Origin of the sequence: Saccharospirillum mangrovi, assembly GCF_003367315.1 — a bacterium.
Lineage (GTDB): Bacteria > Pseudomonadota > Gammaproteobacteria > Pseudomonadales > Natronospirillaceae > Saccharospirillum > Saccharospirillum mangrovi.
The window spans coordinates 3563377-3589368 of the sequence record NZ_CP031415.1 but is presented as its reverse complement, the minus strand read 5'-3'; the positions used below and the strand labels follow the sequence as shown (position 1 = coordinate 3589368).

Annotated in this window: 23 protein-coding genes; 8 read left to right on the top strand and 15 right to left on the bottom strand. The window is 53.6% G+C overall.

Annotated elements, in window-relative coordinates; translation table 11 throughout:
- Positions 1 to 54 precede the first annotated feature (54 nt).
- The 4 genes from glmS (at position 55) to DW349_RS16800 (ending at position 4097) form a co-directional block, all read left to right on the top strand.
- Positions 55 to 1884, top strand: coding sequence for a glutamine--fructose-6-phosphate transaminase (isomerizing) (glmS, locus tag DW349_RS16815; RefSeq protein WP_108124341.1), 1830 nt, complete (start codon positions 55 to 57; stop codon positions 1882 to 1884).
- Positions 1885 to 2022: 138 nt separating this feature from the next.
- Complete coding sequence (locus DW349_RS16810; RefSeq protein WP_108124340.1) at positions 2023 to 2466, top strand: Rrf2 family transcriptional regulator; 444 nt, start codon at positions 2023 to 2025, stop codon at positions 2464 to 2466.
- Complete coding sequence (locus DW349_RS16805) at positions 2463 to 3377, top strand: NAD(P)/FAD-dependent oxidoreductase (protein WP_108124339.1); 915 nt, start codon at positions 2463 to 2465, stop codon at positions 3375 to 3377. Before DW349_RS16810 ends, DW349_RS16805 begins: the two co-directional genes overlap by 4 nt.
- Positions 3378 to 3386: 9 nt before the next feature.
- Entirely contained in the window at positions 3387 to 4097 is a 711-nt protein-coding gene (locus DW349_RS16800; protein ID WP_108124338.1) for a class I SAM-dependent methyltransferase, read from the top strand.
- Between the two features lie 15 nt (positions 4098 to 4112).
- On the opposite strand, the gene DW349_RS16795 is transcribed toward DW349_RS16800, so the two are convergent.
- The 6 genes from DW349_RS16795 to DW349_RS16770 all read right to left on the bottom strand — a co-directional run bounded on the left by DW349_RS16795 (position 4113) and on the right by DW349_RS16770 (position 8481).
- The gene (locus tag DW349_RS16795; RefSeq protein ID WP_108124337.1) at positions 4113 to 4508 is read right to left on the bottom strand and encodes an acyl-CoA thioesterase; all 396 of its coding nucleotides are present in this window, start codon (positions 4506 to 4508) and stop codon (positions 4113 to 4115) included.
- A gap of 22 nt (positions 4509 to 4530) precedes the next feature.
- A complete protein-coding gene (locus tag DW349_RS16790) occupies positions 4531 to 5562 on the bottom strand; it encodes a histone deacetylase family protein (protein WP_108124336.1) in 1032 nt (343 codons plus the stop codon).
- A gap of 87 nt (positions 5563 to 5649) precedes the next feature.
- On the bottom strand, positions 5650 to 6192 hold the full coding sequence (locus DW349_RS16785; RefSeq protein WP_157954242.1) for a porin family protein: 543 nt from the start codon (positions 6190 to 6192) through the stop codon (positions 5650 to 5652).
- A gap of 108 nt (positions 6193 to 6300) precedes the next feature.
- Positions 6301 to 7116: a helix-turn-helix domain-containing protein gene (locus DW349_RS16780; RefSeq protein ID WP_198650409.1), complete on the bottom strand. Its 816-nt coding sequence runs from the start codon at positions 7114 to 7116 to the stop codon at positions 6301 to 6303.
- Positions 7113 to 8156, bottom strand: a complete 1044-nt coding sequence (locus DW349_RS16775) for an SDR family oxidoreductase (RefSeq protein ID WP_108124334.1) — start codon at positions 8154 to 8156, stop codon at positions 7113 to 7115. The genes DW349_RS16780 and DW349_RS16775 overlap by 4 nt, the downstream gene beginning before the upstream one ends.
- Before the next feature lie 115 nt (positions 8157 to 8271).
- On the bottom strand, positions 8272 to 8481 hold the full coding sequence (locus tag DW349_RS16770) for a DUF2061 domain-containing protein (protein ID WP_108124333.1): 210 nt from the start codon (positions 8479 to 8481) through the stop codon (positions 8272 to 8274).
- Positions 8482 to 8674: 193 nt separating this feature from the next.
- Here DW349_RS16770 and dndB point away from each other — a divergent pair, with 193 nt between their 5' ends.
- Genes dndB through DW349_RS17695 form a run of 4 tightly spaced genes read left to right on the top strand, consistent with a single transcriptional unit; the run spans position 8675 to position 13634 of the window.
- A complete protein-coding gene (gene dndB, locus DW349_RS16765) occupies positions 8675 to 9754 on the top strand; it encodes a DNA sulfur modification protein DndB (RefSeq protein WP_108124332.1) in 1080 nt (359 codons plus the stop codon).
- Positions 9751 to 11271, top strand: coding sequence for a DNA phosphorothioation system sulfurtransferase DndC (dndC, locus tag DW349_RS16760; protein ID WP_108124331.1), 1521 nt, complete (start codon positions 9751 to 9753; stop codon positions 11269 to 11271). Before dndB ends, dndC begins: the two co-directional genes overlap by 4 nt.
- A complete protein-coding gene (gene dndD / locus DW349_RS16755) occupies positions 11271 to 13259 on the top strand; it encodes a DNA sulfur modification protein DndD (protein WP_108124330.1) in 1989 nt (662 codons plus the stop codon). The genes dndC and dndD overlap by 1 nt, the downstream gene beginning before the upstream one ends.
- Positions 13260 to 13262: 3 nt before the next feature.
- Positions 13263 to 13634 carry a DndE family protein gene (locus DW349_RS17695; protein WP_108124329.1) on the top strand — a complete coding sequence of 124 codons (372 nt, stop codon included), beginning with the start codon at positions 13263 to 13265 and terminating at the stop codon, positions 13632 to 13634.
- Here DW349_RS17695 and DW349_RS16745 read toward each other — a convergent pair.
- From DW349_RS16745 to recC, 9 genes are all read right to left on the bottom strand, one after another.
- The gene (locus DW349_RS16745; RefSeq protein WP_108124328.1) at positions 13628 to 14614 is read right to left on the bottom strand and encodes an O-methyltransferase; all 987 of its coding nucleotides are present in this window, start codon (positions 14612 to 14614) and stop codon (positions 13628 to 13630) included. The two genes, DW349_RS17695 and DW349_RS16745, sit on opposite strands and share 7 nt — an antisense overlap.
- Entirely contained in the window at positions 14607 to 15887 is a 1281-nt protein-coding gene (locus DW349_RS16740) for an ATP-binding protein (protein ID WP_157954241.1), read from the bottom strand. The genes DW349_RS16745 and DW349_RS16740 overlap by 8 nt, the downstream gene beginning before the upstream one ends.
- An 82-nt stretch (positions 15888 to 15969) precedes the next feature.
- The gene (gene recD / locus DW349_RS16735) at positions 15970 to 17796 is read right to left on the bottom strand and encodes an exodeoxyribonuclease V subunit alpha (RefSeq protein ID WP_108124326.1); all 1827 of its coding nucleotides are present in this window, start codon (positions 17794 to 17796) and stop codon (positions 15970 to 15972) included.
- On the bottom strand, positions 17793 to 21203 hold the full coding sequence (gene recB / locus DW349_RS16730) for an exodeoxyribonuclease V subunit beta (RefSeq protein WP_108124325.1): 3411 nt from the start codon (positions 21201 to 21203) through the stop codon (positions 17793 to 17795). The genes recD and recB overlap by 4 nt, the downstream gene beginning before the upstream one ends.
- 11 nt (positions 21204 to 21214) lie before the next feature.
- Positions 21215 to 21496, bottom strand: coding sequence for a type II toxin-antitoxin system RelE/ParE family toxin (locus DW349_RS16725; protein WP_108124324.1), 282 nt, complete (start codon positions 21494 to 21496; stop codon positions 21215 to 21217).
- Entirely contained in the window at positions 21493 to 21720 is a 228-nt protein-coding gene (locus tag DW349_RS16720) for an addiction module protein (RefSeq protein WP_108124323.1), read from the bottom strand. The genes DW349_RS16725 and DW349_RS16720 overlap by 4 nt, the downstream gene beginning before the upstream one ends.
- A 66-nt stretch (positions 21721 to 21786) precedes the next feature.
- Entirely contained in the window at positions 21787 to 22206 is a 420-nt protein-coding gene (locus DW349_RS16715; protein WP_157954240.1) for a MarR family winged helix-turn-helix transcriptional regulator, read from the bottom strand.
- Positions 22207 to 22305: 99 nt separating this feature from the next.
- A complete protein-coding gene (locus tag DW349_RS16710) occupies positions 22306 to 22680 on the bottom strand; it encodes a cupin domain-containing protein (RefSeq protein WP_108124321.1) in 375 nt (124 codons plus the stop codon).
- Between the two features lie 88 nt (positions 22681 to 22768).
- Positions 22769 to 25984 (bottom strand): exodeoxyribonuclease V subunit gamma, encoded by a 3216-nt coding sequence (recC, locus tag DW349_RS16705; RefSeq protein WP_108124320.1) that lies wholly within the window; start codon positions 25982 to 25984, stop codon positions 22769 to 22771.
- Positions 25985 to 25992 lie beyond the last annotated feature (8 nt).

Sequence of the window (25992 nt, the reverse complement as noted above, 5' to 3'; positions counted from 1 at the left end):
TCTGCAACTATTTGCGCACAAGAAAGCGAGCACCACGAATAAAAGGAGCCTCCCATGTGTGGCATTGTTGGCGCTGTCGCTCAGCGCGATGTAGCCGAAATTTTGATTGAAGGTCTGCGCCGTCTGGAATATCGCGGATACGATTCCGCCGGTATCGCGATCATTAACAACGAAGAATTAAAGCGGGTTCGGCGCGTCGGAAAAGTCGCCGAATTATCGCAAGCCGTGGACCAAAATCCGCTGATGGGCGGCACCGGCATTGCGCACACGCGTTGGGCGACACACGGTCAACCGAACGAAACCAACGCGCATCCGCATGTCTCGAACGACACCATCGCCGTGGTGCACAACGGCATTATCGAAAACTACGAAACGCTGCGCGAAGAACTGCGCACCGACGGTTATCGCTTTGATTCTGATACCGACACCGAAGTGATTGCGCATCTGGTCGAGCGCGAATTGCGCACCAGCGACAGCCTGCTACAGGCGGTACAAAAAGCGCGCGCCTTGATGCACGGCGCATACGGCATGGCGGTGGTGGACCGTCGCGACCCGGAACGTTTGGTCGTCGCACGCTCCGGTTCACCCTTGGTGATCGGCCTGGGCATTGGCGAAAATTTTGTTGCGTCCGACCAACTGGCACTGCTGCCGGTCACACGCGATTTTGTCTATTTAGAAGAAGGCGACGTTGCCGAAGTCACCCGCCGCAGCGTCACCATTCTTGATTTCAACGATCAGGCCGTCGAACGCCAAACCCAGCAAAGCGACATCCAGCACGACGCTGGCGACAAAGGCCAATACAAGCATTTCATGCTCAAGGAAATTTTTGAGCAGCCGTATGCCATTGAACAAACCTTGGACGGTCGTTTAGGCGAAAAAGACGTCGTTACCGAAGCCTTCGGCGTTGGTGCAAACGACTTATTGGCCGGCATCGATTTCGTACAAATTATTGCCTGCGGCACGTCGTATCACGCCGGCATGGTGGCGCGTTATTGGTTCGAGCAAATTGCCGGTGTACCGTGCCAGGTGGAGATCGCCTCGGAGTTTCGTTATCGCAAATCGGTGGTGCCGAAAAATGCTTTGTTCGTCACCATTTCCCAGTCGGGTGAAACCGCCGATACGCTGGCCGCGTTACGCGTCGCCAAAGACCTCGGTTACAAAGCCACGCTGACTTTGTGCAACGTACCGGGTTCGTCGCTGGTGCGCGAAAGCGACCTGGCTTACATGATGCGCGCCGGTGCCGAAATTGGCGTTGCCTCGACCAAAGCCTTCACCGTTCAGTTGGTCGGATTAATGCTGCTGGTGTTGAGCCTGGCGCGGCATCAAGGCGTGGCAGCCAGCGAGATTCAACGTCTGGTTAAAGGCCTGCGTGCACTGCCGAAATTGATCACCCAAACGCTGACGCTGAACGACACCATCGCCGATCTCGCCGAAGATTTTGCCGACAAACACCACGCCCTTTTCCTGGGTCGAGGCAGCCAATACCCGATCGCAATGGAAGGCGCGTTGAAGCTGAAAGAGATCAGCTACATTCACGCCGAAGCCTACGCTGCCGGCGAACTCAAGCACGGCCCGCTGGCGCTGATCGACGCCGACATGCCGGTCATCGTCGTCGCACCGAACAACGAACTGCTGGAAAAACTGCGCTCGAACATGGAAGAAGTGCGTGCTCGTGGTGGTCAGTTGTATGTCTTTGCCGATCGCGCCGCCGGCCTGGGCAAAGCTGGCGCTACCGGCTTGATCGAACTGGAACACATCGACGATGAACTGGCGCCCATTCTCTACACCGTGCCGTTGCAACTGCTGAGTTATTACGTCGCCATCATCAAAGGCACCGACGTTGACCAGCCACGTAATTTGGCGAAGTCGGTGACGGTGGAGTAACCGTCCGAACAACTGTTGTATCCTGCTCCATCCACGCCGGCCTTAGTGCCGGCGTTTTTGTTTCGGCCAGTTCAGATCAAAACAACGATTACAAAAGTGAACTTGCCAAGTCGATTTTCACGTAATAATCTAAGTTACATGAAAAGAGACAGCCGCTTATCGGGCGTTCTGCACGTCCTGTTGCATCTGGCCGAAGCCGGCGCGCCACGCACTTCGGATGCGCTGGCCGCCATGATGCAGACCAACCCCGTCGTCATTCGTCGCACTCTTGCCGGGTTGCGTGAGCACGGTTTGGTGCGCTCGGAAAAAGGCCACGGCGGTGGTTGGCAAGTGGCGTGCGATCTGGAAACGACCACCTTCTACGACATCTACGTTGCGTTGGGAGAGCCCGCTTTGCTGGCTATTGGGCATCGCACTGAGATGCCGGGTTGTCTGGTTGAACAAGCGGTAAACGCGGCGCTTGGCGATGCCTTTGCCAGTGCCGAGCAACAACTGCTGGAGCGCTTCAAAAGCGTGACCTTGGCCGAGCTCGCCCGCGACTTTAACCGCGGCATGCGAACCCACAGAGAGACACATCGATGAATACAACTTACGACGTCGTCATTGTTGGCGGCAGCTACGCGGGCATGGCCGCTGCCATGATGTTAGCGCGCGGTTATCGGACTGTGCTGATGATCGACGGCGGTCAGCGCCGCAATCGCTTCGCCAGCCACGCTCACGGCGTGATTGGGGACGGTAAACCGCCCGGCCAGATTGCCGATGAAGCACGCGAACAATTATTGAAATACCCCAGCGTTACCTGGGTGAATGGACTTGCCAGTACCGTGCAATCGCGCGATGGCGTGTTCAAAGTCGAAACCGATAGTGGCGAACAATATAGCGGCCTGTATCTGATCCTGGCGACCGGCGTGCGCGATGAATTACCGGACATTCCGGGCCTGAACGATGGCTGGGGCAAGACGGTATTTCACTGCCCGTATTGCCACGGCTATGAATTGAATCGCGGCGCTTTGGGCGTGTTGGCGAGCAGCGAAGAATCCTTCCATCAGGCGTTTATGATTCCCGACTGGGGCCTGACAACCTTCTTCATTAACGGCGTGTTTGAACCGAGTGCCGATCAGTTGAATGAACTGCGTTTGCGCGGTGTAACCGTAGAACGAGAAGTTGTCACGCGCGTCAGCGGCGAAACGCGTGCGGTTGTACATCTGGCCGATGGCCGCGAGGTCGATTTGGCCGGTCTGTTTGTCGCACCGAAAATGACGATGACCAACACCCTGGCCGAACAACTCGGTTGCGTGCTGACCGAAGGCACCATGGGCAGCTACATTGAAGTTGATGCGATGCAGGCCACGTCGGTACCGGGTGTGTTTGCCTGTGGCGACGCCGCGCGGCCGTTTGGCAACGTCACCTTCGCCATGGCCGGTGGCGCCATGGCGGGCAGTGCGGTGCACCGCTCGTTGATGCACCATTCCATCATGCAGTCGGCGGGGTAAGGCAACGCCATGGGGCCGGAAAAAATCGTCGCTATTTTTGATCAGCAAGCGGCCGGTTACGACCAACAAGCCAAGCGTCGTGAACCGATTGAGTCGGCGCTTCGGTTCTTGTTGGAGGCGGTGTTTGCCGATGTGCCCAGCAACGCTCATTTGCTGTGCGTTGGCGCGGGCACGGGTGCTGAAGCCATTGCTTTGGCAAAGCGGTTTCCGGACTGGCGCTTTACCCTGGTGGAACCGTCGGCGGGCATGATGGCGGTGTGTCGGCAGAATTTAATCGACGCAGGCATCGACAAACGTTGCACGCTGGTGAATGGCTATCTGGAAAGCCTGTCGCCGGCGCAACAGTTCGATGCCGCTACCTGCTTTTTGGTATCGCAATTTTTGACCGATCGGCTGGCGCGGCAAAAATTTTTCCGCCAAATTGCGCAGCGATTAAAACCCAAAGCGATCCTCGCCAGCTCGGATTTGGTGTTTGATACCGGCTCGGCTTTATACGAAAAAAGCCTGGCGTTGTGGCAACGCATCACCACTCAGGCTGAGGTCACACCGGAACAAATCACGCGTTTGAAAAAAGCCTATTCGACGGATGTGGGTGTGATGTCGATGGTCGAACTGTCGAGAATTGTCAGAGCCAGCGGTTTCGAAGAACCGCTGCCGTTTTTTCAGGCCGGTTTGGTGCAAGCCTGGATGGCCCGACGCGACGTGATCGGGCCGGAATAAAACAGCTGAACGCGGTCACTCACCCGCGCTCAGCGTTTCGATCAAACCATCGGGAATCGATGGCCGGCCGCGCGCATTCATTGCTGTGGCAATGATCACGGCTTTCATGCACAGGGTGTCGTCGTTGCGCACAATCGATTGATCGAAGGCGAAACGCACCCGGTCGATAACGCGAAAGGCGGTGTCGATGTGAAAACGGTCACCGCTGCGCAGCGGCTTTTTGTAATCGAGTTCGGCGCGCACCACAACAAGGTCGATACCCTCGTTCGATAGCGCCGCGAAATCCAAACCCTTGGCGCGCAAAAATTCATGACGTGCGTGTTCCAGATAGTTCTGATAAACCGAATTATTGACGATGCCCTGCAAGTCCAGTTCGTAATCGCGAACGGAAAATTCCAATCTAAAACTCATGCTGTTTCCTGATGTTTTTGGGTCAGCTGACCGATTCAAAACCTTCTAATACATTCACCGCGTTTACACCGATGGCAGCAACGTCGTAGCCGCCTTCCATGGTGAATAATGTCGGCTTACCGAGCCGTGCGATGCGTTCGCCCATGCGCAAATAGTCGTCGCTGGTCAGTTTGAAAAACGAGATCGGATCGCCTTCAAACGTATCGACACCGAGCGCGACAACCAATGCATCGGGGTTGTAAGCGTCGATCAGTATACAGGCGTCTTCCAGGCCGTTTTTCCAAATCTCGAACGGCGTGCCCGGTGGGTAACAACGGTTCCAGTTATAGCCTTCGCCTTTGCCGCTGCCGGTTTCATCTTCGAAGCCGAGGAAGTGTGGAAATACCAAATCCGGGTCGCCGTGAATGCTCAGCGTGAACACGTCGGAACGTTCATAAAAAATCGATTGGGTGCCGTTGCCGTGGTGAAAATCGACATCGAGAATGGCGACGCGCTCGGCACCCTGGTCGCGAAAGGCTTGCGCGGAAATCGCGGCGTTATTGAAGAAACAGTAACCGCCGAAAATGTCCTGAGCGGCGTGATGGCCGGGCGGGCGACACAAAGCGAAAGCGGCACGGTCGCCGTTGTGAATCTGCTGTTGCGCGGTGAGCGCCACATCAACTGACGCACGGGCAGCATCCCAGGTGCCTTCGGTGATCGAGGTTTCGGCGGCGAAGCTGTAATAGCCGAGGCGGCCGTCGATGTCTTTCGGCTTGCGGTGGCGCATACCGCGCCCGGCCCAGACTGCGGGAATGGCTTCGCCGGGTTTGCCGGCGGCGGCCCAGTCGGTCCAGCAATGTTCGAGGAACTCGATGTAATCGTCAGTGTGGATGGCGCGAATGGGGTCGAGGCCATGTTCGGTCGGTGCCAGAACCTCGCCCAATTGGCGTTCCTTCACCCGCGCCAGAATGGTTTCGGCGCGGTTGGGGTTTTCATAGGGCGTGACCAGAATGCCGCCGTCCAGTTCCGACTTGGCGGTGCGGCGGTGATGCAGCGGGGAGTAAACGGTTTTCATCGAGAGTCTGCCAGCGGCGGGGGAATTTGGCCGCTAATGTCGCACAGACCGGTGTTTTTTTCACCGCCGTTTCGACCCCACTGCCGCTTAACGGCTGGGCGCCAGGATCCGGTATTCCAGTGTTAATCCGAAGTATTGGGCGTCTTCGGCGATCACTGTCCAGTCGGCCACGGCATTCAGGTTGGGCGATAGATGCACACCGGCGCCGGCGCCATAGCTGAGGCCGCTGTCGGAATCGGTAACGGTCTGGCAGCTGCCTTGGCACACGTCGGCTTCGGTTTCGTAATAGAGCGCGCCGACGCGGCCGTGCACATAAAACGTCTCACCCAACGGCTGTTCGTATTTGCCGTACAGAGCAAAGGTATTGGTCCAGAGCGCAATGTAACCGACCGAAGCGCCGGAGCTGTTGAACAGTTCCTGTTCGGCCTCGGCGGGTGTGACGCTGAACTCCGATTGCAGCGAAAACTGCGGCGTCACTGCGTAGCCGTAGCGGATGTTCAGGCCGATGCCTGAATCTTCAAAGTCGGTGATGGATTGATATTGCGCGCCAATGCCCAACAGCTGATCGGCCCGGGTAAAGGGTGTGGTCAATGTCAGTGACGCCAGTATTAACAGCAAACGAAATTTCACAACAGGCTCCTTCTTGTTATCGCCGGTTAAAAGCGAACCGAGCATAAGAAAGAGCCACGATTGCCGGCGTGGCCGATTGCCGCAAAAACGTGGCCGATTGGCGCAACATCAACCGGCGGTGCTTTCCTTTGAAGCCTGCAATTGGCGTGGTGAATAGCCGAACTGTTTTTTGAACGCGAAGGAGAAATGCGACAGGTCTTCAAAGCCGAGATCCAGATAAATATCGGACGCCGTTTTCGGCTCGTGAGTCAGCAAAAAATGCGCTTCATCCAGGCGGCGTTTAACCAGCCAGGCGGCGGGAGAATTGTTGAAGATGGTTTTGAAATCACGCTTGAACGCCGACAAGCTGCGCCCGGTTAAATAAGCAAACCGATCCAGACTGACGTTGAATTTGTAATGCGCATTCATGAAGGATTCGAGGTCCAACCGGCCAGGCGGGCGGAAATCAAACAGCACCGCGCCCAGCATCGGTTGCTGCTGCAATAACAACAGCAACAACTCTTCGCGTTTGAGATCGGCAAAGGCCGGATCGATCCGACCGTTGCCTTGGTAGTACGGCGTCAGCGATTGAATAAAGGCGTGCAGTCGATCATCCATGTCGATGCGCATAAAGGCATCGGTTGGTGGTTTTTCTGCGTGAGAAATCTGCGCTGCATGTCGGTCCATAAACGAACGCAGCAAAGGTTCATCCAGCACTACCGCGATTTTTTCAAACTGCCCATCGACCGGTTGTTTGCTGTACCGCGCCAGGCGATTTTTGCGAATCAAACAGGCGCCGCCGGTGTTCAGCCGATAATGCCGATGGCCGTCAAAACCCTCGATGTCGCCTTGCACCAGGTATAAAAACAGGTGCTCGGGAATGAACTGTTCCGGCGAAATGTCGGGTCCGACGTAGCAGGATTTAATCGAGGTTTGCAGCATCATGTCAGTAAACCGAACGCCTCCAGGCTTTGAGCGGCGCTGAGAATCGCTTCTTCATTGGTTCTGGGTTGCCAGCCTAGCACAGTGGTGGCTTTCGAATTGGACGCCAGGCGGTTGATGCCGAGCATGGGCTTCAGGCCTTTGGCGTTGTCGTTAAACAGCGCTGCCAATCGAACCGCCCAATCGGGCAATGTTTTGCGGCTGGCGTTGACGGCCAGATGCGGCAATTTTTCGCGCACCAGTTCGGCGATGTCGCGCAGCGTCATAACGCCACCGGCCAGCGCCAGAAAGCGTTCGCCGGCGGCTTGCGGATGCGTCATCGCCAACAGATGCAGGCTCGCCACATCGCGCACGTCGACGATGCCCAGCGTAATGTTAGGCAGGCGTTTCATGGAACCGTCCAATACCGCTTTCAACAAGCCCAGACCGCTGGACATCACCGGGCTCAACTGCGGCCCGAAAATGCCCATCGGGTTGACCACGCTCAATTCCATATCGCCGCCTTCGCGCGCCATAAACTCCCAGGCGGTACGTTCGGCCATGACTTTGGATTTGTTGTAGGGCGACAGGCCGGGTTCGTTCGGGTCGGTCCAATCGGCTTCGGTGATCAGCTGCGTCGGGTCTTTATGGCTGTAACCGACGGCGCCGAAATTGGAAGTCATTACTACTCGTTTAACGCCGGCATCGCGCGCAGCTTTCAACACCCGCTGCGTGCCTTCAACGGCCGGCAAAATCATCTCATCTTCGTGTTTGGGCAGGCGCAGAAAAATCGGCGAGGCGATGTGCAGCACATAGTCGACACCGGCGCAGGCGTCGGCCCAATGGTGGTCGTCCATCAAGTCGGCTTCGATAAAACGCAGCGCATCGGTTTGAGTAACGCCGGCCTGGTGCATCATCTCCACCACGGCAGACTGTTTGCTCAGGTCGCGCACTGTGGTGGTCACGCGGTGGCCTTGTTGCAACAACTGGGCAATGGCGTGGCTGGCGACAAAGCCACTGCCGCCCGTGACCAGCACCGACAGTGATTCGGGGTTAGCGCTCATGAAGACTCTCCCAATGTGACAGGGCATGAGCGGTGACTGTACGGCTAAACGTTAACTGGCTGGTTTGTTGAGCGGCTCAAACTGACTTTGTTGAGAAGTCCGGCAACCCAGGCGATTACATGACCGCGCTGAACTGCTCAGAATGGCTGGCCCGCACTCGCTCAATCCGCTTCCAGATTTTCTCATGGAAGTAGAACGCCACCGTATTCACCGCCGGCTCAACCAACGCCACCAGACCGCCCACAACCGGGCTGCCCGTCAACGCCCAAGCCACGCTGAAAGCGATGGAAAAGTGCATCACGGCAAAAGTGGCTGTTTTAATCATCTCGGTGCCTTCTGTAGGTTTTGGCTATGACGGGAATGATAGTGGTTCTATTTCATTGTAGTAATTAATTAAAATTAATAAATAGTTAGTTTTTAGCTATTATTATTGTAACAAGATACGATTTTTCGTTGACGAGGAAGTTAAATTTCAATACTTTCACTTCCGAAATTTTTTGACGTCCAGGAGGAGCGGTATGGCAGATTTTTCGCACTCATTCCCTGCCGCTAGAGGGGTTCAAGCTGGGCGGCCATGCTATGTAGCAATGTGCCCCATGAGGTTGTTACCTAAGATTTTTATTTTTGACAGCCAAGAGGTGCCTCCTGAGCTAAGAGCTCAGCGGACGTTAAATAGGGCAAGAATCCCGGATATTGTAAGTTACCTTGTCGATAACCCATTAGATTTCACCCTTTCAGGTATCACGGCGTCGATAGATGGCCGAGTGACATTTGATCCGAGTTCAGATACAGGTGCTGGTCAAAATTTGGGGCTGCTTTCTATCCCAATGGACGCCAAAATTCTTATTAACGATGGCCAACACCGAAGAGAAGCTATTGAACGTGCCCTCGAATTAAATCCTGAGTTGGGATACGACAACATTCCTGTTCTGTTCTTTATTGATGAAGGGTTAAAGCGCAGTCAACAAATGTTTGCAGACTTAAATAAACATGCAATTCGTCCCAGCAACTCCATCAGTACTCTTTATGATCACCGTGATGGGTTGTCAGAGTTGGCTAGATATATCGTTAAACATGTTGATGTTTTTTCCCGCCTTACTGAAATGGAGAAATCCAGTATCTCAAATCGAAGTAGCAAGCTGTTTACCCTTTCGGCGATAAAGAACGCCTCAAAAGCGTTGCTCGTTAAAGGGAAGGGTGAGGTTATTACCAGCGATGAACAAAGCCTCGCTGTTGAGTACTGGAAGGAAGTGTCTGCCAATATGAGAGACTGGCAGCTAGCTCAGGAAAAAAAGGTAGCCACTTTTGAGTTAAGAGAGCAAAGCGTCCATGCACATGGCGTGATGTTGCAAGCCATGGGAAACATAGGTTCTGGACTTCTAGTTCAACCAAGAAATGAATGGAAGAAGAAGCTGAATGGCCTTCAGAATATTGATTGGTCTCGCACGAATAGCGTTTGGGAAGGTCGTGCTATGCATCACGGAAGAATTAGCAAAGCACGTACAAATGTCGTGTTGACAGGTAACTATATCAAGCAGCAGTTAGGAATCGCACTGACGTCAGAAGAGCAGCGATTTGAAGTGGAGGTTACTAAATGAGTGTACAAGAGCATTTTCCGTTTTCAGATCACGTTTCTATGCTGCAGGAGCTGGACGTAGAAGGCCGCCCGCTTACTGACTTGATCAGTGAGGTGCAACATATATATAGATCTGATAGCCGACCATGGATAATCGGTTTTAGTGGCGGGAAGGACTCTACTACTGTCTTGTCGCTGATTTATAGTGCGTTAGTGGCATTACCTGAGTCTGAAAGGTCAAAACATGTGTATGTCGTTTCTTCCGATACCCTTGTAGAGACTCCTGTTGTTGTTGATCTAATTAATCATGTTTTGAAACAAATTAACGTAAACGCTACTGAGCAAGGTTTACCAATCAGTGCCCACAGTGTCGTACCAAAGACCGATCAAACTTTTTGGGTGAATTTAATTGGTCGAGGTTATCCCGCACCTAATCAGACCTTTAGGTGGTGTACTGAACGTATGAAGATTGACCCAGTTAGCGAATTCATCTTGGATAAGGTTGCTCGTTTTGGCGAAGTCGTTGTTGCACTTGGGTCAAGAAGCCAAGAGAGCTCGTCTAGGGCTCAAGTGATTGCTAAGCACAAGATCGATGGCTCGGCACTGAGTCGTCATAGTTCGTTACCTAATGCTTATACGTACATGCCGATTGAAAGTTGGTCAGCAGATGATGTGTGGATGTACTTGATGAGCGCCCCGTGTCCATGGGGAGGAACCAACACAGAGCTCTTTGAGTTATATAAAGGCTCCAACCAAGGCGAGTGTCCTCTGGTAATCGATAAAAGTACTCCATCATGTGGGAATAGCCGTTTTGGTTGCTGGACATGCACGGTTGTAACTGATGATAAAGCTCTGCATGGGCTCATTGAGTCAGGTGCAGACTGGATGAAACCTCTGCTCGCATTTAGAAACAAATTATATGCTTCGCGACAGCCAGAGAATGCAGAAGAGTTTAGAAACTTTAGAAGAAGAACCGGCCGCGTCACCTATAACACTGGCGATATCAACGACGATAGTGTCACTGAAGTACGTCACATTCCCGGTCCCTACTTGCTAGTAAAACGCCGTGAGTTTTTAAAAGAGCTTTTGGAGATTGAAAAGTCGATCAATGAATCCGGTCAAGAAATCGAACTTATTACGAAGCCAGAGCTACATATGATTCGCCGAGAGTGGATGCGTGATCCTAACGAACCGGACTGGGAAGACTCTTTGCCTAGTATATATCGTGAAGTGTATGAAGAGGACTTAGATTGGGTCGAGAATGATGCAGGCGCATTTACCAAAGTTGATGCTTCACTCATGGATCAACTTGCAGAAGAGTATGGAGTTTCAGGTCACTTGATTAGAAAGATGCTTGAAGCCGAGATCGAAGTCTCTGGGCTTGGAAACCGAAAAGGCATCCTAAGTAGCTTGGAATCAATTATGCAGCGCGACTGGGAGTCACTAGAAGAGGTTAATATTAGAAATGAGGGTTTCCGTAAGAGTGAGCAGTCATTTGTCGCAAGTATAAAGAAAAATTATTCAGAGTTTTTGAATTAATGTTAATTAAGAAGCTTAAGCTAACTAACTTTAGAGTTTTTAAGGGAGAAAATGAGTTTGATCTTTCTCCTGAATCGGAAAATGGTAGTCCAAAACCAATTATCTTATTTGGTGGCCTAAATGGTTCAGGAAAAACAAGTATATTAACTGGAATACGATTGGCTTTGTATGGCCGAAATTCGTTAGGCCACTCAGTATCACAAAAAAAGTATGACCAATTTCTTTTAAATTCCATCCACAACTCACCACACTCTGAAGAGGAAATAGAAAATGCCTCTGTCGAGCTCTCTTTTACATACGCGAAGCTGGGTACAGAGACTGAATATCAGATCATCCGTAAGTGGTTTAGGCGAAATGACAAAGTAAAAGAATCATTGGAGATATTTCAAAACTCAAAAGCTGTAAAAGGTCTAAGTTATGATCAGGCCCAGAGCTTTTTGAATGAACTGATACCGATTGGCGTATCTGAGCTTTTCTTTTTCGATGGCGAGAAAATAGCTTCGCTAGCAGACGACTCGAGCGGACTAATTCTTGAGCGGTCTATTAAAAAGCTATTAGGCTTGGATATCGTTGAAAGACTTAGTGGTGACCTGGAAGTTATTCGTCGTAACATTTCAAAGAAGACAGCGGTTAATTCAGTTCAGAAGCAGATAGATTTAGATTCGCTCACTTTGAAAGAGTGTGAAAGAATAATTGAAGAGTATCGTTTAGAAATTTCTACGCTAAATACGAAGCGATTCGAAATAGAAAAACAGATTGACCAGATTAGAAGAAACCTAGAAGAGAAAGGTGGAAGCTTTTATCAAAATAAGACTGAAATAGAAGAAAAACTTGACGCATTACAAGAGAAAAAGAAAAAGTGCACCGCAAATATCATCTCACTCTTATCAGACGCAACTCCATTAGCTGTTGCTGATGAGTTTTCCAGAAAAGTAGAAGAGCGAATCGAGTTTGATATAAATAGACAACAAGATAGAAATATTTATCATAAATTAGAAAGTGCATTTAAAGGTGCATTGACAAAAATAAAGCCATCAGTGAGTGGTGAGGCGTTTACAAAGATCAGTGAAGAATTTAGCGGTGTTCTCTTGAATATGCCGTTAGACGCTACTGAAAGCGTTGTTCACGATTTAACTCCCAAACAAGCTGCAGAGATATTTTCTTCATTTAACAAAGCGCGTTTACAGAAAAAAGCACTAGGAACTCTATTTTCTGATCTTGAAGTGATGGAGAAAGAAATCAGTGAGTTAGCTGAGTCGCTTTTAAGAGTGCCTGATGATTCAGCTCTGAGCTCTGAATTCATAGAAATGCAAGAACTGCAGCGGAAAGCGGGTAAGGTTGAAGAGAGGCTTGCTATTACAAAAGATAATGCTCGAAAAGAGGTGAGCAGAGCTTTAACTATTGCGCGTCAATTAGATCGCTTATATGAGAAGGCGGCTAAGGAAAGTGATGAAGCTCGTGTACTTGGCTATATTAGTAATACGAGTTCTGTATTATCTGAATTTAACGACAAAATGTCGGATTCAAAAATTGCTGATCTAGAAGCGCAGTTTGAAGTGAGTTTCTCTAGGCTGGCTAGAAAAAATGATATGGCGTTGGGCATTAAAATAAATCGAAAAACGTTTCAAGTATCACTAGTTGATATAAATAAGAGAGAAATAGAAAGAGAAAAGTTGTCAGCAGGTGAAAAGCAGATTTTCGCAGTAGCGATACTAGAAGCCTTAGCAAAAACTTCCGGAAGAGCGCTTCCTATGATTATTGATACCCCGCTTGGCCGTTTAGACTCATCGCATAGGAGAAACTTGGTAGAGAATTATTTCCAGACCGCAAGTCATCAGATGATTGTTCTTTCAACCGATACAGAGATAGATAAGAGTTACTTGAAGCATCTACGACCTTCTATCTCTAGGGCGTTCCAACTAGACTACGATCAAGTTAATGGTTTCACTTCTGTAGTAAAGAATTATTTCTGGAATGTGGCAGGCTAATAAATGTTTCCTCAAAGAGTACATCTAAAAAAGAAGACATGGGATAAGCTCCAATACTTACAAACCAAGACGTTAGTTACACCAAACGTTATTGCGAGAATTGCAATATTGATTTCAGTTCAAGAAAAAAATATAACTATAAAAGGCAAAAGTGAGAACAAAGATCATCACGTAATCAATCGTGACGTGCTATTTGGGCAGTACGAAGTTGTATTCAGAGCAATACTTTCACAATATTGTTACGAAAATAATTTCTCAACTAATCACATCGAAACGATCCTGAATACATTAATAGAAAATGGACTATATAAAATTAGTCATGTTAAAAATTTATCGGACTTTGTTTTATCCATTTGCGATTGGCAGTCTCAATGATCAATCTCAGCATAATTAGGATAATATTTATAAAATTCGTTGTACTTCTCTATTACCGATTTTTTAAATATTCCTTCGTCTACTATTTCGTTTACTAGATCCATATTTAGGGGCATATGAGAAAGTAAAGATCTACTCTCTTTGGAAGTTAACATGGGAACTTCAATTATGCAGCTTTCTCCGCCGGTTCTTAAAAAAGGCATATCCATTGACCCATTGCGGTATACATTATCTTTTGATTCTTCTTTGTATATAACGCCGCCAATCGTAGTCATCTCGGCACCGTCTTTGTAGTCAAAATAGAACATTTGGTCGTATATAAAATTACCTGCCTCCTCAGCATCGTTTTTTCTAGAAATAGATGCCTTGATGTATTTATTAGTAATAGTATGCAAGAGCTTCGAAAAATTACTCCATCTGTTTAGCCCCCTTTCATTGAGGTCGGACGGTATTGCAGCTTCATTAATATTACTGATTAATTCTTTTTTAATAAGCCCTGGGATAATGTCAGTAGCGTATTTCCGTTTTAAATGCTCAATATTGTAGGGTTTTGAATTAAAGCTAATTAATAGTATTGATCCAGACTTACAGCGGGAGACTAAGTCATCAATATCCTCAAGCATACTCCCTTTGAAGGGGCCGTCATAGTCAAGCCAGACAAAAACGGGATTTGAAAAATCTAGTCTTGGCAATATTTCAGAAGACTCCCCAAACTTCAATTCTATACACGAAAGTGGCTTGTTAAATTCATAAACAGATTGATTGTAGGTATCTCTTTCGATACTAATCATGTTGTCTATATGCAGGTGACGGTGAAAGTATAAAAAATCGACAAAATATTTAGAGCCAAACCCAATGTAGGTATATTCGCTAGCCCCCTGGTTCAAAATAATTCCTGAAACAGAATCAGCGATGAGCTTTCTCTCTATACTCTTGGCTGGCCGCAATGAGTAATTAATAATGTTCCCACTACTACTCATCTCCAACCTCGTAGTCATATACGTAGTTAAAGGTATAACTGCCGACTTCCGTGTTGGTATATTTTTCCAGTGTTTTTTTCATTTTTTCCATTTTTTCAGATGAAACTTTGTATTGAACGCTTACCATTGGATTAGGGTTTTTTATTTTTTGAGCTGGTTCGGGCGAAATAAACATATTGTTCTTCTGAACACTAAATATAGAAACAGACTCTGCTTGCTCTATGGAGTTATTTAAAACTTTATTCTCTATAAGACCTTTATCAAAATTTTCATCTTCTTTGGCTCGACTTTTTAAGAAAGTCGTTATTTCTGCCATTGCATCTGTCATTTCTTTACGAACACTTCTATAAAGGTCGTTGTCTATGTCCACGCCAGTTTTTGTTGTGGTCCATGGTAGTTTACTAGAGTCCTCAGATTCGAATTCTACGAGGCCTCTAAAAAATGCAAAATCCGGATGGTATTTTCGGATGTCGTTAATTCCCCAGCCTGTCGATTTATCTGTGTTTGCATCTTCAATTAGTCTGCCATTACAGACAATATACCAACCCCCTTTAGCATATTCTCGTTCATCGATACCTGCTGTTATTGTATACTTGACGCCGTTTTGTTCTTTTGAATAGTGAATGGGTTTTAGTAAGTCGGATGATTTTATTTTTATTTCATAAGTAGAAGCTCTTCGATTATTTACGAAAATTTTCAGCCCCTTTGATATGGCTTTGAAGTGTGCCTTTTCTATATCTTTAATAATGTTATCAATAAATAAATCTATTCCGAATTGTTGCTTTGCGTTTTCAAGGAGGTCTTCGACTATAATATTTGTTCCTTCGTTATCTTCTTTCTTGATGTCTTCTAGTTGGAAGTCCCAATTATCACTTTGAAGCCATTGATTAACATCGACTGCTATTTTGAAGGCTTGATTTTTAGTGTTTGAATTTATCGTGAATTTTCTACCAATTTTAAAAAGAGTTCTTTTCATCCCGACGCCAAATTGCCCAACGGAGTGAGGGGTCTCGCGTTTGTCTTTTTCTGACCTACCAAACCTAAAAGCGTAAGAAATTGCTGTGTTTCTGTCGATCCCACCGCAATTATCTTTGATTGAGAATTTACTTGTTGATAATTCAATTTTTATTTCTTTGTCGGCTACTCCGCCATGCTGATATGCGGCATCAACGCTATTGTCAACTAAATCCAGAACTGCTCTGTCTAAAGGTACGTCTCTGGTCAGCATGCTAATAAAAAAATCTTTTGTAGGATGAGCGTTTACTGTTTGCATAACCATACCTTTTGCCGTTCAAGCTCAGAAGCGGGATTCTGAATAATAATTGAGTTTAGAGTTAAATAGCTGATTTATAGTGTCAAGACGGTGATGTTGAAAAAATAGCATCAGAGCTGGGTTGAAGATTTAATATTTTTGCAGTTAACCCAGAATGCCGCTCCACCCGCATCCGCACCCCTTCCAACCAAACCCCTTCCCCGCCAAACACCACCAATTCCTGCTTCGCCCGCGTCAAGCCGGTATAGATCAACTCCCGCGTGAGCATGGCGCTGGGGGTTTCCGACAGTACCAACGCCACACGTTCAAATTCGCTGCCCTGGGTTTTGTGGATGGTCATGGCGTAGACGGTTTCGTGTTTGGGCAGGCGGCCGGGGGCGACGGGTCTGTGGTTGTCGCCTTCTGGGAACCAGGCGAGGAGTTGGCCGTTGTCGTCGGGCCAGAGCAGGCCGATGTCGCCGTTGTAGAGGCCGACGCCGTAGTGGTTTTCGGTGACCATGATGGGTTGGCCGCGGTAGGCCGGTTCGCGGTTGGGGTTGAGTTGGCGTTCGATGCGTTCGTTCAGGGCTTCTACGCCGCGTGGGCCGACTCTTGTTGGGCACAGTAGGCGGAATTGGAATAGACGGTCGAAGGCTTCAGTCAACGATTCGGCCTGGGCGATGGGTTGGTACCAGGTGCGGGTCCAGGTGTCGATTTGGGTGTTGAGGTTTTCGTTGCCGAGCCATGCTACGTCGCTGTGTTCGCCTTTCAAGGTCGCGAGGCTGGCATCGCTTTGGCCGTCGATGACTTGGCGGGCGAGTTGGCCGATGCCGGAATTGGGGCCGAAACGGCGACTGTCGTAGAGGTAGCTGAGGTAGTCGGCGCGGCCGTTTTCTGCGTTTTCCTGCGCCTTTTCCAAGGAAAGGCCCAACTGTTTGAGTTGGGTTTTGCGGGCTTTGGAGTAGCCCGGATGCGGTCGCTCGGCTAGGTCGGCCAATACGCTGCCGGCGGCAACGGACGGTAATTGGTCGGCATCGCCTAGGAAAATGATGCGAGCGTGCGCCGGCAGTGCGCGGAACAGTCGGGTCATCAGCGGTAAATCGACCATGGAGACTTCATCGACCACCAGAATGTCCAGCTCCAGCGGGTTGCGGTCGTTGTGGCGGAAGTCGAGTTGGTTGGGGATGACGCCCAATAAGCGGTGCAGCGTTGAGGCGGTTTCGGGAATGGCGTCGAGCGTGAGCATATCGACCGGGCCGAGCAGGTCGGATTTGGCGGCGCGGATGGATTCGCCCAGGCGTTGTGCGGCTTTGCCGGTGGGGGCGGCGAGTTTGATGGTCGGTAAATCGGTGGCGGTGGCGGCCAATAACGCCAGTAAGCGCGTGACGGTAAAGGTCTTACCCGTGCCGGGGCCGCCGGCGATGACGGTGAAGCGATTCAATAAGGCGTTGGCGGCGGCGACTTGCTGCCAGTTGGTGGTGTCGCTGGTGCCGAACAGTTCAGTTAAAACTTGTTTGGCGGTTTTCAGGTCGGTTTCGACGGGGGCGTTTAAACGTGCACCTAAGGCGGCCGCCAGTTCGGTTTCAAAGCGCCAGTAGCGGCGCAGATAGAGTCGGTCGAGGTCGAAAACCACGGGGGCGTTGTCGGTTGGGCCTATTGGCAGCGAGCTTAATTTTTCACGCCAGTCGTTGAGTTCGGGGAAGCGATAACCGCTGTCCGGGTCGTCTTCCGCACGCCATTCATAGCGCCCGGCCCAGTGGCTCAGTTGCAGGCAGGCGTGGCCGTGTTGCAGTGCCTGGCTGACGCCGACCAGTGAGTGGAACAGCCAGTCGTCGTGGCAACCTAAAAAGTCGCACAGCCGTTCGGCGAGCAGCAGGTCGAGTTCAGTGACGCCTTCCAGGTGGCGTTCCAGGTCCAGCAGGTCGGTCATGCGGTTTCTCCCTGGAATAACGCATCCAGTTGGGCGATGGCGTGCAGGTCCGCTTGGCGATGGTAAAGGCCGCTGGCGTTGCCCGGTGCCATGCCGCGCAAGTAGAGGTAGTGCACGCCGCCCAGATGTTGCGCCGGGTCGTAATCGGTCAGGCGCGTTGCCAGGTAGCGATGCAGCGCCAGGCTGTAGATGAGGTATTGCAGGTCGTAGTAGCTGTTTTGCACGCTTTCGGTCAGCCAGGGGTCTTGGTAGCGCGCCAGTTGGTTGCCGAGGTGGCTGGATTTGTAATCGACCAGGTAGTAGCGGCCTTGCCATTGGTAAATCAGGTCGATGTAGCCGTGCATCATGCCTTTCAGTCGGCGCGGGTCTGGCAGTGCGACGGCTTGTTGGTCGCGATGGTGCGCCAGGATGTCGGCCAGCATTCGGCCCGCGTTTTGGCTTGCCGCCAGCGGAAAATAAAACTCGGTTTCGCGCAGTGTCTGGTTCAGTGGCAGGTCGGCCAGGCGTGCGCCGCTGGGCAGTTCGGTTTGCAGAATTTCAGTCAGCCAGTCGATCAGTTGCGGTTCGGCGTTTTTGATGCCGCTGATCAAGCCTTGGTAGCGCTGGCGTGGCGCGGTTAGGGCGGCGTCGAAATCGGGTTGGTGGAAGTCGAGCCGTTCCAGGATGTCGTGCAACAGGTTACCGGCTTCGGCGCCACGGGCGAGTGAGAAGCGCAGCGGCAGTTCGCCGGTTGGGGTGTTGGTGGCTTCGGGTTCGTCCTGGTCGCGGTCGGGGTTGGAGAGGCCGCCGTGGCGGGCGTTTCTTGTTAATGCCGAGAACGAGCTGAGCCACCAGTCGCGTTCGATGTGGCCGTGGAAGGTGGCTGGTTTTAAGTCGGTTGTTTCTGCTGGGGTGGCCGAGGGGTCTTGTTCGGAGGTAAGGGCGAGATCCCGGATCAAGTCCGGGATGACAGAAATAGCGGCGTCCGGGATGACGGCGTTAGTTTGGGCGACACCGTTACTGCCGAGTTTTTCCGTAATCGTGCCGAATTCTTGAATGCCCATACACCGCGCCAGTGGGCTGCGGCCGAATTCTTTGAAATCGGCGCCGAGGATATACAGCCGGGCTTCGGCGCGGGTGGCGGCGACGTAGAGCAGGCGGATGTCTTCGGCGGCCTGTTCTTCTTCCCACAAGGCGAGTTCGTCGTCGCTGGGGTTCAGCGCCAGGCGGGCGCTGTGATCGCTGCGGTCGTGGTAGCGCACCAGCGCCGGTTTCTGATTCGGGCTGCGGCCGTAGCTGACGAACGGCAAAAAGACGATGGGGTATTCCAGGCCTTTGGCGCCGTGTTGGGTGATGACCTGGATCAGGTCGGCGTCGCTTTCCAGCCGCAGTTGCGCTTGCGCAGCGAGGCGGTCGTCGTCGCGTGCCTGGTCGAACCAGTGCAGCAGCGCCCAGGGTTGGCGATGGTGCTGGCTGGCGGTTTGCAACAGTTCGAGCAGGTGCAGGCTGTTGGTTAGCGCACGTTCGTGGCGTTCCGGGCGCGGGTGGACGTGGCGTTGGAACAGCGCCAGCGCCATGCTCATCAGGCCTTGGTTCAGCCAGCGTTCGCGCAGTTCGGTGACGTCGGCCTGTAGTTCCGCCCAGCGGTGTTCGTTTTGGTTCAACTCGAACAGTGCCTGGGTGTCGAGGCCGAACCAGGGCGTGGCGAGGGCGGCGATCAGCGCGCGGTCGTTTTCCAGGTCGAGGATGCCGTGCAGCGCCAGGCGCAGGCTGTCGGCTTCTTCGCTTTTCAGAACGTTGTCGCGGCTGCTGAGGTAGACCGAGTTCAGGCCGCGGGCGCGCAGTGCCAGTTGCACGGTGGCGGCTTCATTGCGGTCACGCACCAGGATAGCGATGTCGGCCGGCCGCACCGGTTTATCGGACCAACTGGCTTGAGATAACAGCCGCTGGATTTCGGCGGCGGTCCAGGCGGCGAGCACGCTTTGGGCGTCTTTGGCGTAGGGTTTGTCGTCGCTCGGCAGCAGGCCCCATTGCACGGCGGCGCGGTCGGCCGGGTCGAGCAGTTCAGCGGGTTTTTCTGCGCCTGCTTGCACCGGTTGGTAGTCGATGCCGAAGCCGAACACCGGGCGGCCACCGTCGTAGAACAGTTGGTTGTAACCGGCGACGACAGCCGGGTGCGAGCGGAAGTTGGTGTCCATCTGCCATTGCTGGTCGGCGTGGTCGCGGGCGCTTAAATAGGCGAATACATCGCCGCCACGGAAGCCGTAAATCGCCTGTTTGGGGTCGCCGATCATGCACAGCAGCGGTTCGGTTTTGCCACGCGGCTGATAAACAGCATCGAGGATGGCGTATTGGTCCGGGTCGGTGTCCTGGAATTCATCGACCAAGGCTGCCGGGAATTGCTCGGCCAGGGCCGCCGCCAGTATCTCGCCGCCGTCTTCGCTCAGGCGTTGGCGCAGCAGCACAATCAGATCGTTGAAATCGAGTTGGTTGAGTCGGTCTTTGGCCTCGGCCAGATGTGCGCGGGCGTAGTCGATGCCGGCCCAGGCCAGGTGGGCGCGCTGTTCCAGATTGATTTGATTCAGCGCTTTGGTCAGCCGGTGCAGCGTTGGCAGTTGGTCGATTTTCTTGGCGGTGCTGAAGGCGTCTTTGCTGAAGGTGTTGTCGAACAACTCCGGCGCTGAACCGGGCCAGGGTTGGCTGGCAAGTTGGTTCAGTGCGTCGAGTACAGCCTGCCAAATGTCTTTGTTGTCGCCGCGTCGGCTTTTCACGTTTAAGTCGAAAAACGCTTCGGCCTCGGAGTCCCAGTTGTCACGAAACGCCTGCCAAGCCGGTTCCGGGTCGGTAACGCCCGGTTCGGGTAAGGGCTCGCTGCTTTCGATGGTGCGCGACCAGTCGTTGAAAAAGTCGTCCGGTGTCGGCCAGTGTTGGTATAGCAAGCCGAAGTCGGCGTCGCCGGCGCGGCGGCGGTACCAGTCGCGCAGCGCTTCCAGAATCAGTTCGCGGCTGTCGGTTTCCATCTCGGCGTTGAAGCCGATGCCACTGGCGAAGGCTTGCTGGGTCAAAGCGCGTTTGCAGAAGCCGTGGATGGTGTAGACGGCGGCTTCGTCCAAGTGCAGCAATGCCTGATGCAGGCGCGCTTTAGCTTTGGCCGGTTCGATGCGCTGGCGCAGGTCGGCAAAAAACGGTTCTTCGAGTGAATCCCACTGGTCGTGTGCCTGGCGCAACAGCGTCGCTAGGCGGCCGCGCAATTCTTCGGTGGCGGCCTTGGTGAAGGTCATCACCAGAATGCGATCGACGCCGAGGTTCGATTCCAGCAACAGCCGCAGATACAGGCGGGTGATGTTGTAGGTTTTGCCGGTGCCGGCGCTGGCTTCGATCAGTTGGCGGCCGGTGAGCGGCAGGGTGGCGGCGTTGAGTGTGGGCATGGGTTTGCCGGTCAGGGCCTTTTGCGGGTATCCAGGCGGTGATGGAATACCGAGTGAATGATCAGGCCTTCCGCCTCAATGCTGTAAAACAGCGTGAACGGAAAGCGGCGAATCAGGCAGCCGCGAATGGGTTCGTGATACAGCGGCTGCGCGTTGGGGTTGGCGATGATTTGTTGTATCGCGGTTTCAACGCTGTCCAGAAAACCCTGCCCTAAGCCTTGCTGTTGCCGTTCGTACCAGAGAAAGGCGGTTTCCAGGTCATCCTTGGCCCGGTCGGTGTAAAGCAGCGTCATTGGCCGCCTTTACGCAGTGCCTCGTGGACGCTGTGCCAGTTGTGCAGGCGTTGCTCGCCGGCTTGATAGCTCTGGTAGCGCCGTTCCAGTTCCTGGCGTTGCCAGTCCGGCAGCGGCAATTCGGTATTGCTGGCGGCAATGGTGTCCCAGATGTCTTCGACCAGTTTGAGCTTTTCGGTCAACGCCAGGCCGTCGATTTCACTGCGCAGTTGTTGGCTGTTCATCGTCGTTACCTTGGATGCAGGGTGGTTCAGTTTAGCGCTGCCATCCTGGATTGAGAACGATGGCGGTTACCAAGTAGGACGAACGGCCGGCAGTTCGCCGTCGTTGGTGGCGCGCAGGGCGGTGGTCAGGGCGGTGCGGACTTGTTCGAGTTGGTCCTGGCCGAGTACGTCGGCCCAGCCGCCTTCGATGTCGCGGTAGATGGTTTCGACGGCCGCAAGCAGTTGTTCGCCGCGCGCTGTGAGGCGGATTTCCTTGGCGCGGGCGTCGTCGTTACGGGGGGCACGCACCACGTAATCGCTGGCTTCCATGGCGTGCACGATTTTGGCGGCGGCCTGTTTGCTCATGCCCATCAATTCAGCCAGGTTTTGCGCGGTGATGCCGCAGCGTGCGGCCAGCAACACAAAGCCGTAGACCGGCCGCACATCGTGCCAGCCCTGGGCTTTGAGTTCGCGGTGCAGGCTGTCGATAAAGTATCGAAAGCTCATGGCCATCAAGCGGGCCAAGGGTAGAGCGGTACGGGTTTCTGGCATCGTGACGGCTTAGTGTTATCGCTCGGTTTTGTTGTTGAGAGCTATTGTTGAGAGTTATTGCGCCCAGGGCGGTGTAAAAGGCTCGCCGTCGCCGATTTTAGCCTGCCCACCCACCGGAAGACAGCAGACCGCCTTGAACGTCTCGGTGCCGTTGTTGCGGACCTGAAACAGGGTGTCCGGCGGCACGATGATGGCGCCGCCGGCGCTGGCTTGTTCGATCTGGTCACCCAGGGTCACTTCGGCCGTGCCCTGCAACACGATAAAGACTTCCTCGTGCGTGAGCTGATGCGGTGTGGCCGGGCTGTCGGGCGGAATTTCGACGATCCAGACGCTGGTTTCGCGGCTGCCCAGGGTGGGGGTGGCAAGGGCGGTAAAGCGGTTCGGGCCGAGTTCGTGGACGAGCGCGGCTTGGGGGGCGATGGTGGTCATGGCGTTACCTTTATAGACAACTAAGTTGTCTATAAAACTTAGATCGCTCTTGGTGGATAGTCAACCTAATTGTCTAATTGTTTTTGGCTTAGGCAGCGTCGGTACGGAGGTGTTCGAACAGCGGGCCGTAGAGCGCGAGCAGATTGTCGCGCAGCGCGGCTTCATCCGGCGCTTCGGGCCAGAACCAGGCCATATAGGGATCGGCGCCCAGGCCGGTGCGGAATTGGTCGCCGCTCCAGAGACGGTCGAAATGGTATGGCTGGTATTCGCCACGGCTGCGCGGTTTGGCGATTTCGACGCCGATGGCGGCGTTCCAGGCCAACGGCTGGCACAGCGACAGTCTCCAGATGCGTATCCAGTTGCTTAGCTCGGCTTTGGCGGCGTCGCGATCCAGTGGCGCGAACTGCAATTGGGTGTTGGTTTCAGCTTTATAGCTGCGATACAACCCGAGGGTTTCGGTACCCTGTTCCAGGTTGGCGACCAGATGGTGCAGCCAGAGCGTTAAGTAATCCTTGCCTTTGGCGTCGGCCAGGCGCCAGAACAATAGACGGCCATCACTCAGGCGCGGCAGTTGGGCGCTGAGTTTCTGGTTGTCGATGGTGGTTTCAACTGGGTCAAGGCTGAGCTGGCCGCTGCCGAGTTCGTGCAAATGCGCAGCAAACTGTTCGGCCTGTTCCTGCCAGTTTTCCAGGGCCGCCTCGGCTTGAGCGTGATCGGGCAACAAACCCGATAACCGTGCGCGGTCGAGCCAGTTTTCCGCCGGCATGTTGTCCAGACCGAGTTCGCTGTCGATCAGCCGCGCCTGCAATTGGTAGCGGGTCAGATGATCGGGCGCGAAGGGTTCGCTGTCGTCCAGTTGCGGGCCGCTGTCGTAGCCGAGGAACAAGCCCAGGCGTTGCCGGGCGAAGGCGCGGGACGGGTGATCGAGGGCGTCGATCAGGTGCGTTAGCGGCAGTTCTTCAGGCCATTCCAGCGGGTCCAGTTCGGCGATGTTGTGCGGCGCGTTTAACGGCTCGGTCAGGCGCAGCCAGTTGGCATCGAAGCTGGGTTGTTCGCCTTGATAGTTGGCGGCGGCGAATGGTTGTAACGGCAGTGTGCGGATGTCGCTGCGACGCCAGGCGCTGGCGGTTTCGAGATAGTCGAACAGTTCGGTCAGCACCAGCGATGGCTGGCGTTCGGTGTTGTTGGTGACGTCGCGACCCTGATAGCTGAGATACAGTGCATCGCGTGCCGACAGCAGCGCTTCGAGGAACAGGTAACGGTCGTCACCACGGCGTGAACGGTCGCCGAGGCGATGGTCGTTCGCCATCAAATCAAAGCCCAGCGGCGGCCGGTGGCGCGGGAATTCGCTGTCGTTCAGGCCGAGCACGGCCAGCACTTTGAATGGAATGGAGCGCATCGGCACTAGCGAGCAGACGGTGATCTGGCCGGTCAGAAACTGGCGGCCGCCGCTTTGGCTGCCGGAGAAGGTTTGCATCAGCACATCGCGGATTACGCCCAGTGGAATCTCGCCGTCGTAACCGGCCTCGAAGCAATGCTGGCCGAGGTCGGCGATGGCGGCGCGCAGGTCGTCGTGTGCCGGGTCGAAGCGTTCGCCGGTGGCGAACAGCGCCAGACGCAGCCGGTCTTTCAGCAAGGCTTGCCAGTGTTCGATATTGCGCGGTCGGTTCAGCTCCAACGCCAGTTGTTGCAGCCGCCGCACGAACGCCATCAGCCGGCCCAGTTGCAGCGCATCGCTGCCTTCGACCTGCGGCATCAATAAGCGCTCACCGACGATGGTTTCTTCATCGCCCCAGGCGAAGCCGAGCAACAGCCGATCGAGGCCTTGTTGCCAGGTGAAGTGATCGCTCACTTCGCGCTCGATAAAACCGGCTTTGTGGTCGGCGTCCAACCCCCAGTGCACCGCTGCGGCGCTGAGCCAGTGGGCCAGTTGGTCCACATCGTCCGGTGTCAGTTGGAATTGCGTCTGGATGGCCGGTACGCGCAGCCAGCCGATCACCTGGCTGACCTGGAAGCGGGCATCGGGCAGCGTTAATAGATCGAGAAAGGCGGCAACGGTGGGGTCGGCGTCTTTTAAATGCCGGTCGGCAATGGAGCACGGTAGCGGCGGGACGGCTTCGGATAAATCGTCGAACCGGCGCGCGAATACGGCTTCGACAAAGGGCGCGTAATCTTCAACGTTGGGGCACATGACGACGACATCTTTGGGCGTCAGCGTCGGGTCGTCGTTGAAGCGATGCAGCAACCAGTCGTGCAACGCCTGCACTTCACGCAACGCCGAATGCGCGCGGGTCACGCTGATGGAGGCGTCGTTCAGTTTGCTGGGTGCTTCGCGGCCATCGCGCAGGTGCAGGATGTCGTTTTGCAGTTGGCCCAGCAGTGTCGGTTTTTCGCGGTCGACAAAGACCGAGGTTTCCAGGTCGGCGCGGTCGCTGAGCAGCCGCACGAACGCCTGGCCCTGTTGGCCGAAGTTGGCGAGCAGCGGGTTGCCCACGTCCAATGGCCGATCCGGGTCGGTATCGGTTTCAATCCACAGTGCGCGTTGCCGGGCGGCGTGGCGTTCGCTGACGACATCGTGCCAGTAGTCGTCGCTCGGGTTCAGATACAGCAGATGGATGTGCAGGCCGGTGTCGCCGAGCGCTTTGAGAAAATCGAGCCAGAACGGCGACAGCGAATTGATGCCGAATAAGAAGATTCGTTCCGGCAATGGCTGGGCCGATGTTGGCAATTGCGCAATCGCCTGCTGCGCCAGTTTGACTGGGTGCGCGACCGGCGTTTCGGCGGTGAGCAAGCGCCACAATTGGGCTTGCCAGTGCTCGCCCCGGCCGGCGTCCCAGTCGGCAATCCAGTCCGGTCGATAGAGCAGATATTGTTCGTACAGGTCGGCCAGTTGCTCGGCCAGTTGGTGACGCCGCACCGCTTGCTGGCGGTCGCTTTGGCGGCGCCAGTAGCGCGTCGGTTCGGCGAACAGTGGATCGCGGCTGACCGCCTCACGCGCCAGCAACGCATCGAGCCGCCAGCTCAATACTTCGCGTCGATAGGGTGAGGCTTCGGGCACGGCATCGGGCCCAAGAATCTGGCGGATTAGCGTCCAGAATTCGGTGACCGGCAGCGGGAAGCGCAGGTTCATGCTGATGCGCCGGGCGCGGTGCTGCGCCAGTTGCATGCTCAGCCAGTGCTGCATGCCGGGGTTCTGCACCAGGATGATGTCGGGTTCGAGCGGGTTATCGACCGGCACGGCCAACAGCGTCGCCAGCGCATCGGCGAGCGATTCGAGTTGGTTTCCAGGCAGGGTGTGCAGCATGAACAATG

Coding starts and splice junctions, on each gene's coding strand:
- glmS (WP_108124341.1), top strand. CDS start 55: ATGTGTGGCATTGTTGGCGCTGTCGCTCAGCGCGATGTAGCCGAAATT.
- DW349_RS16810 (WP_108124340.1), top strand. CDS start 2,023: ATGAAAAGAGACAGCCGCTTATCGGGCGTTCTGCACGTCCTGTTGCAT.
- DW349_RS16805 (WP_108124339.1), top strand. CDS start 2,463: ATGAATACAACTTACGACGTCGTCATTGTTGGCGGCAGCTACGCGGGC.
- DW349_RS16800 (WP_108124338.1), top strand. CDS start 3,387: ATGGGGCCGGAAAAAATCGTCGCTATTTTTGATCAGCAAGCGGCCGGT.
- DW349_RS16795 (WP_108124337.1), bottom strand. CDS start 4,508: ATGAGTTTTAGATTGGAATTTTCCGTTCGCGATTACGAACTGGACTTG.
- DW349_RS16790 (WP_108124336.1), bottom strand. CDS start 5,562: ATGAAAACCGTTTACTCCCCGCTGCATCACCGCCGCACCGCCAAGTCG.
- DW349_RS16780 (WP_198650409.1), bottom strand. CDS start 7,116: ATGATGCTGCAAACCTCGATTAAATCCTGCTACGTCGGACCCGACATT.
- DW349_RS16775 (WP_108124334.1), bottom strand. CDS start 8,156: ATGAGCGCTAACCCCGAATCACTGTCGGTGCTGGTCACGGGCGGCAGT.
- DW349_RS16770 (WP_108124333.1), bottom strand. CDS start 8,481: ATGATTAAAACAGCCACTTTTGCCGTGATGCACTTTTCCATCGCTTTC.
- dndB (WP_108124332.1), top strand. CDS start 8,675: ATGGCAGATTTTTCGCACTCATTCCCTGCCGCTAGAGGGGTTCAAGCT.
- dndC (WP_108124331.1), top strand. CDS start 9,751: ATGAGTGTACAAGAGCATTTTCCGTTTTCAGATCACGTTTCTATGCTG.
- dndD (WP_108124330.1), top strand. CDS start 11,271: ATGTTAATTAAGAAGCTTAAGCTAACTAACTTTAGAGTTTTTAAGGGA.
- DW349_RS17695 (WP_108124329.1), top strand. CDS start 13,263: ATGTTTCCTCAAAGAGTACATCTAAAAAAGAAGACATGGGATAAGCTC.
- DW349_RS16745 (WP_108124328.1), bottom strand. CDS start 14,614: ATGAGTAGTAGTGGGAACATTATTAATTACTCATTGCGGCCAGCCAAG.
- DW349_RS16740 (WP_157954241.1), bottom strand. CDS start 15,887: ATGCAAACAGTAAACGCTCATCCTACAAAAGATTTTTTTATTAGCATG.
- recD (WP_108124326.1), bottom strand. CDS start 17,796: ATGACCGACCTGCTGGACCTGGAACGCCACCTGGAAGGCGTCACTGAA.
- recB (WP_108124325.1), bottom strand. CDS start 21,203: ATGCCCACACTCAACGCCGCCACCCTGCCGCTCACCGGCCGCCAACTG.
- DW349_RS16725 (WP_108124324.1), bottom strand. CDS start 21,496: ATGACGCTGCTTTACACCGACCGGGCCAAGGATGACCTGGAAACCGCC.
- DW349_RS16720 (WP_108124323.1), bottom strand. CDS start 21,720: ATGAACAGCCAACAACTGCGCAGTGAAATCGACGGCCTGGCGTTGACC.
- DW349_RS16715 (WP_157954240.1), bottom strand. CDS start 22,206: ATGAGCTTTCGATACTTTATCGACAGCCTGCACCGCGAACTCAAAGCC.
- DW349_RS16710 (WP_108124321.1), bottom strand. CDS start 22,680: ATGACCACCATCGCCCCCCAAGCCGCGCTCGTCCACGAACTCGGCCCG.
- recC (WP_108124320.1), bottom strand. CDS start 25,984: ATGCTGCACACCCTGCCTGGAAACCAACTCGAATCGCTCGCCGATGCG.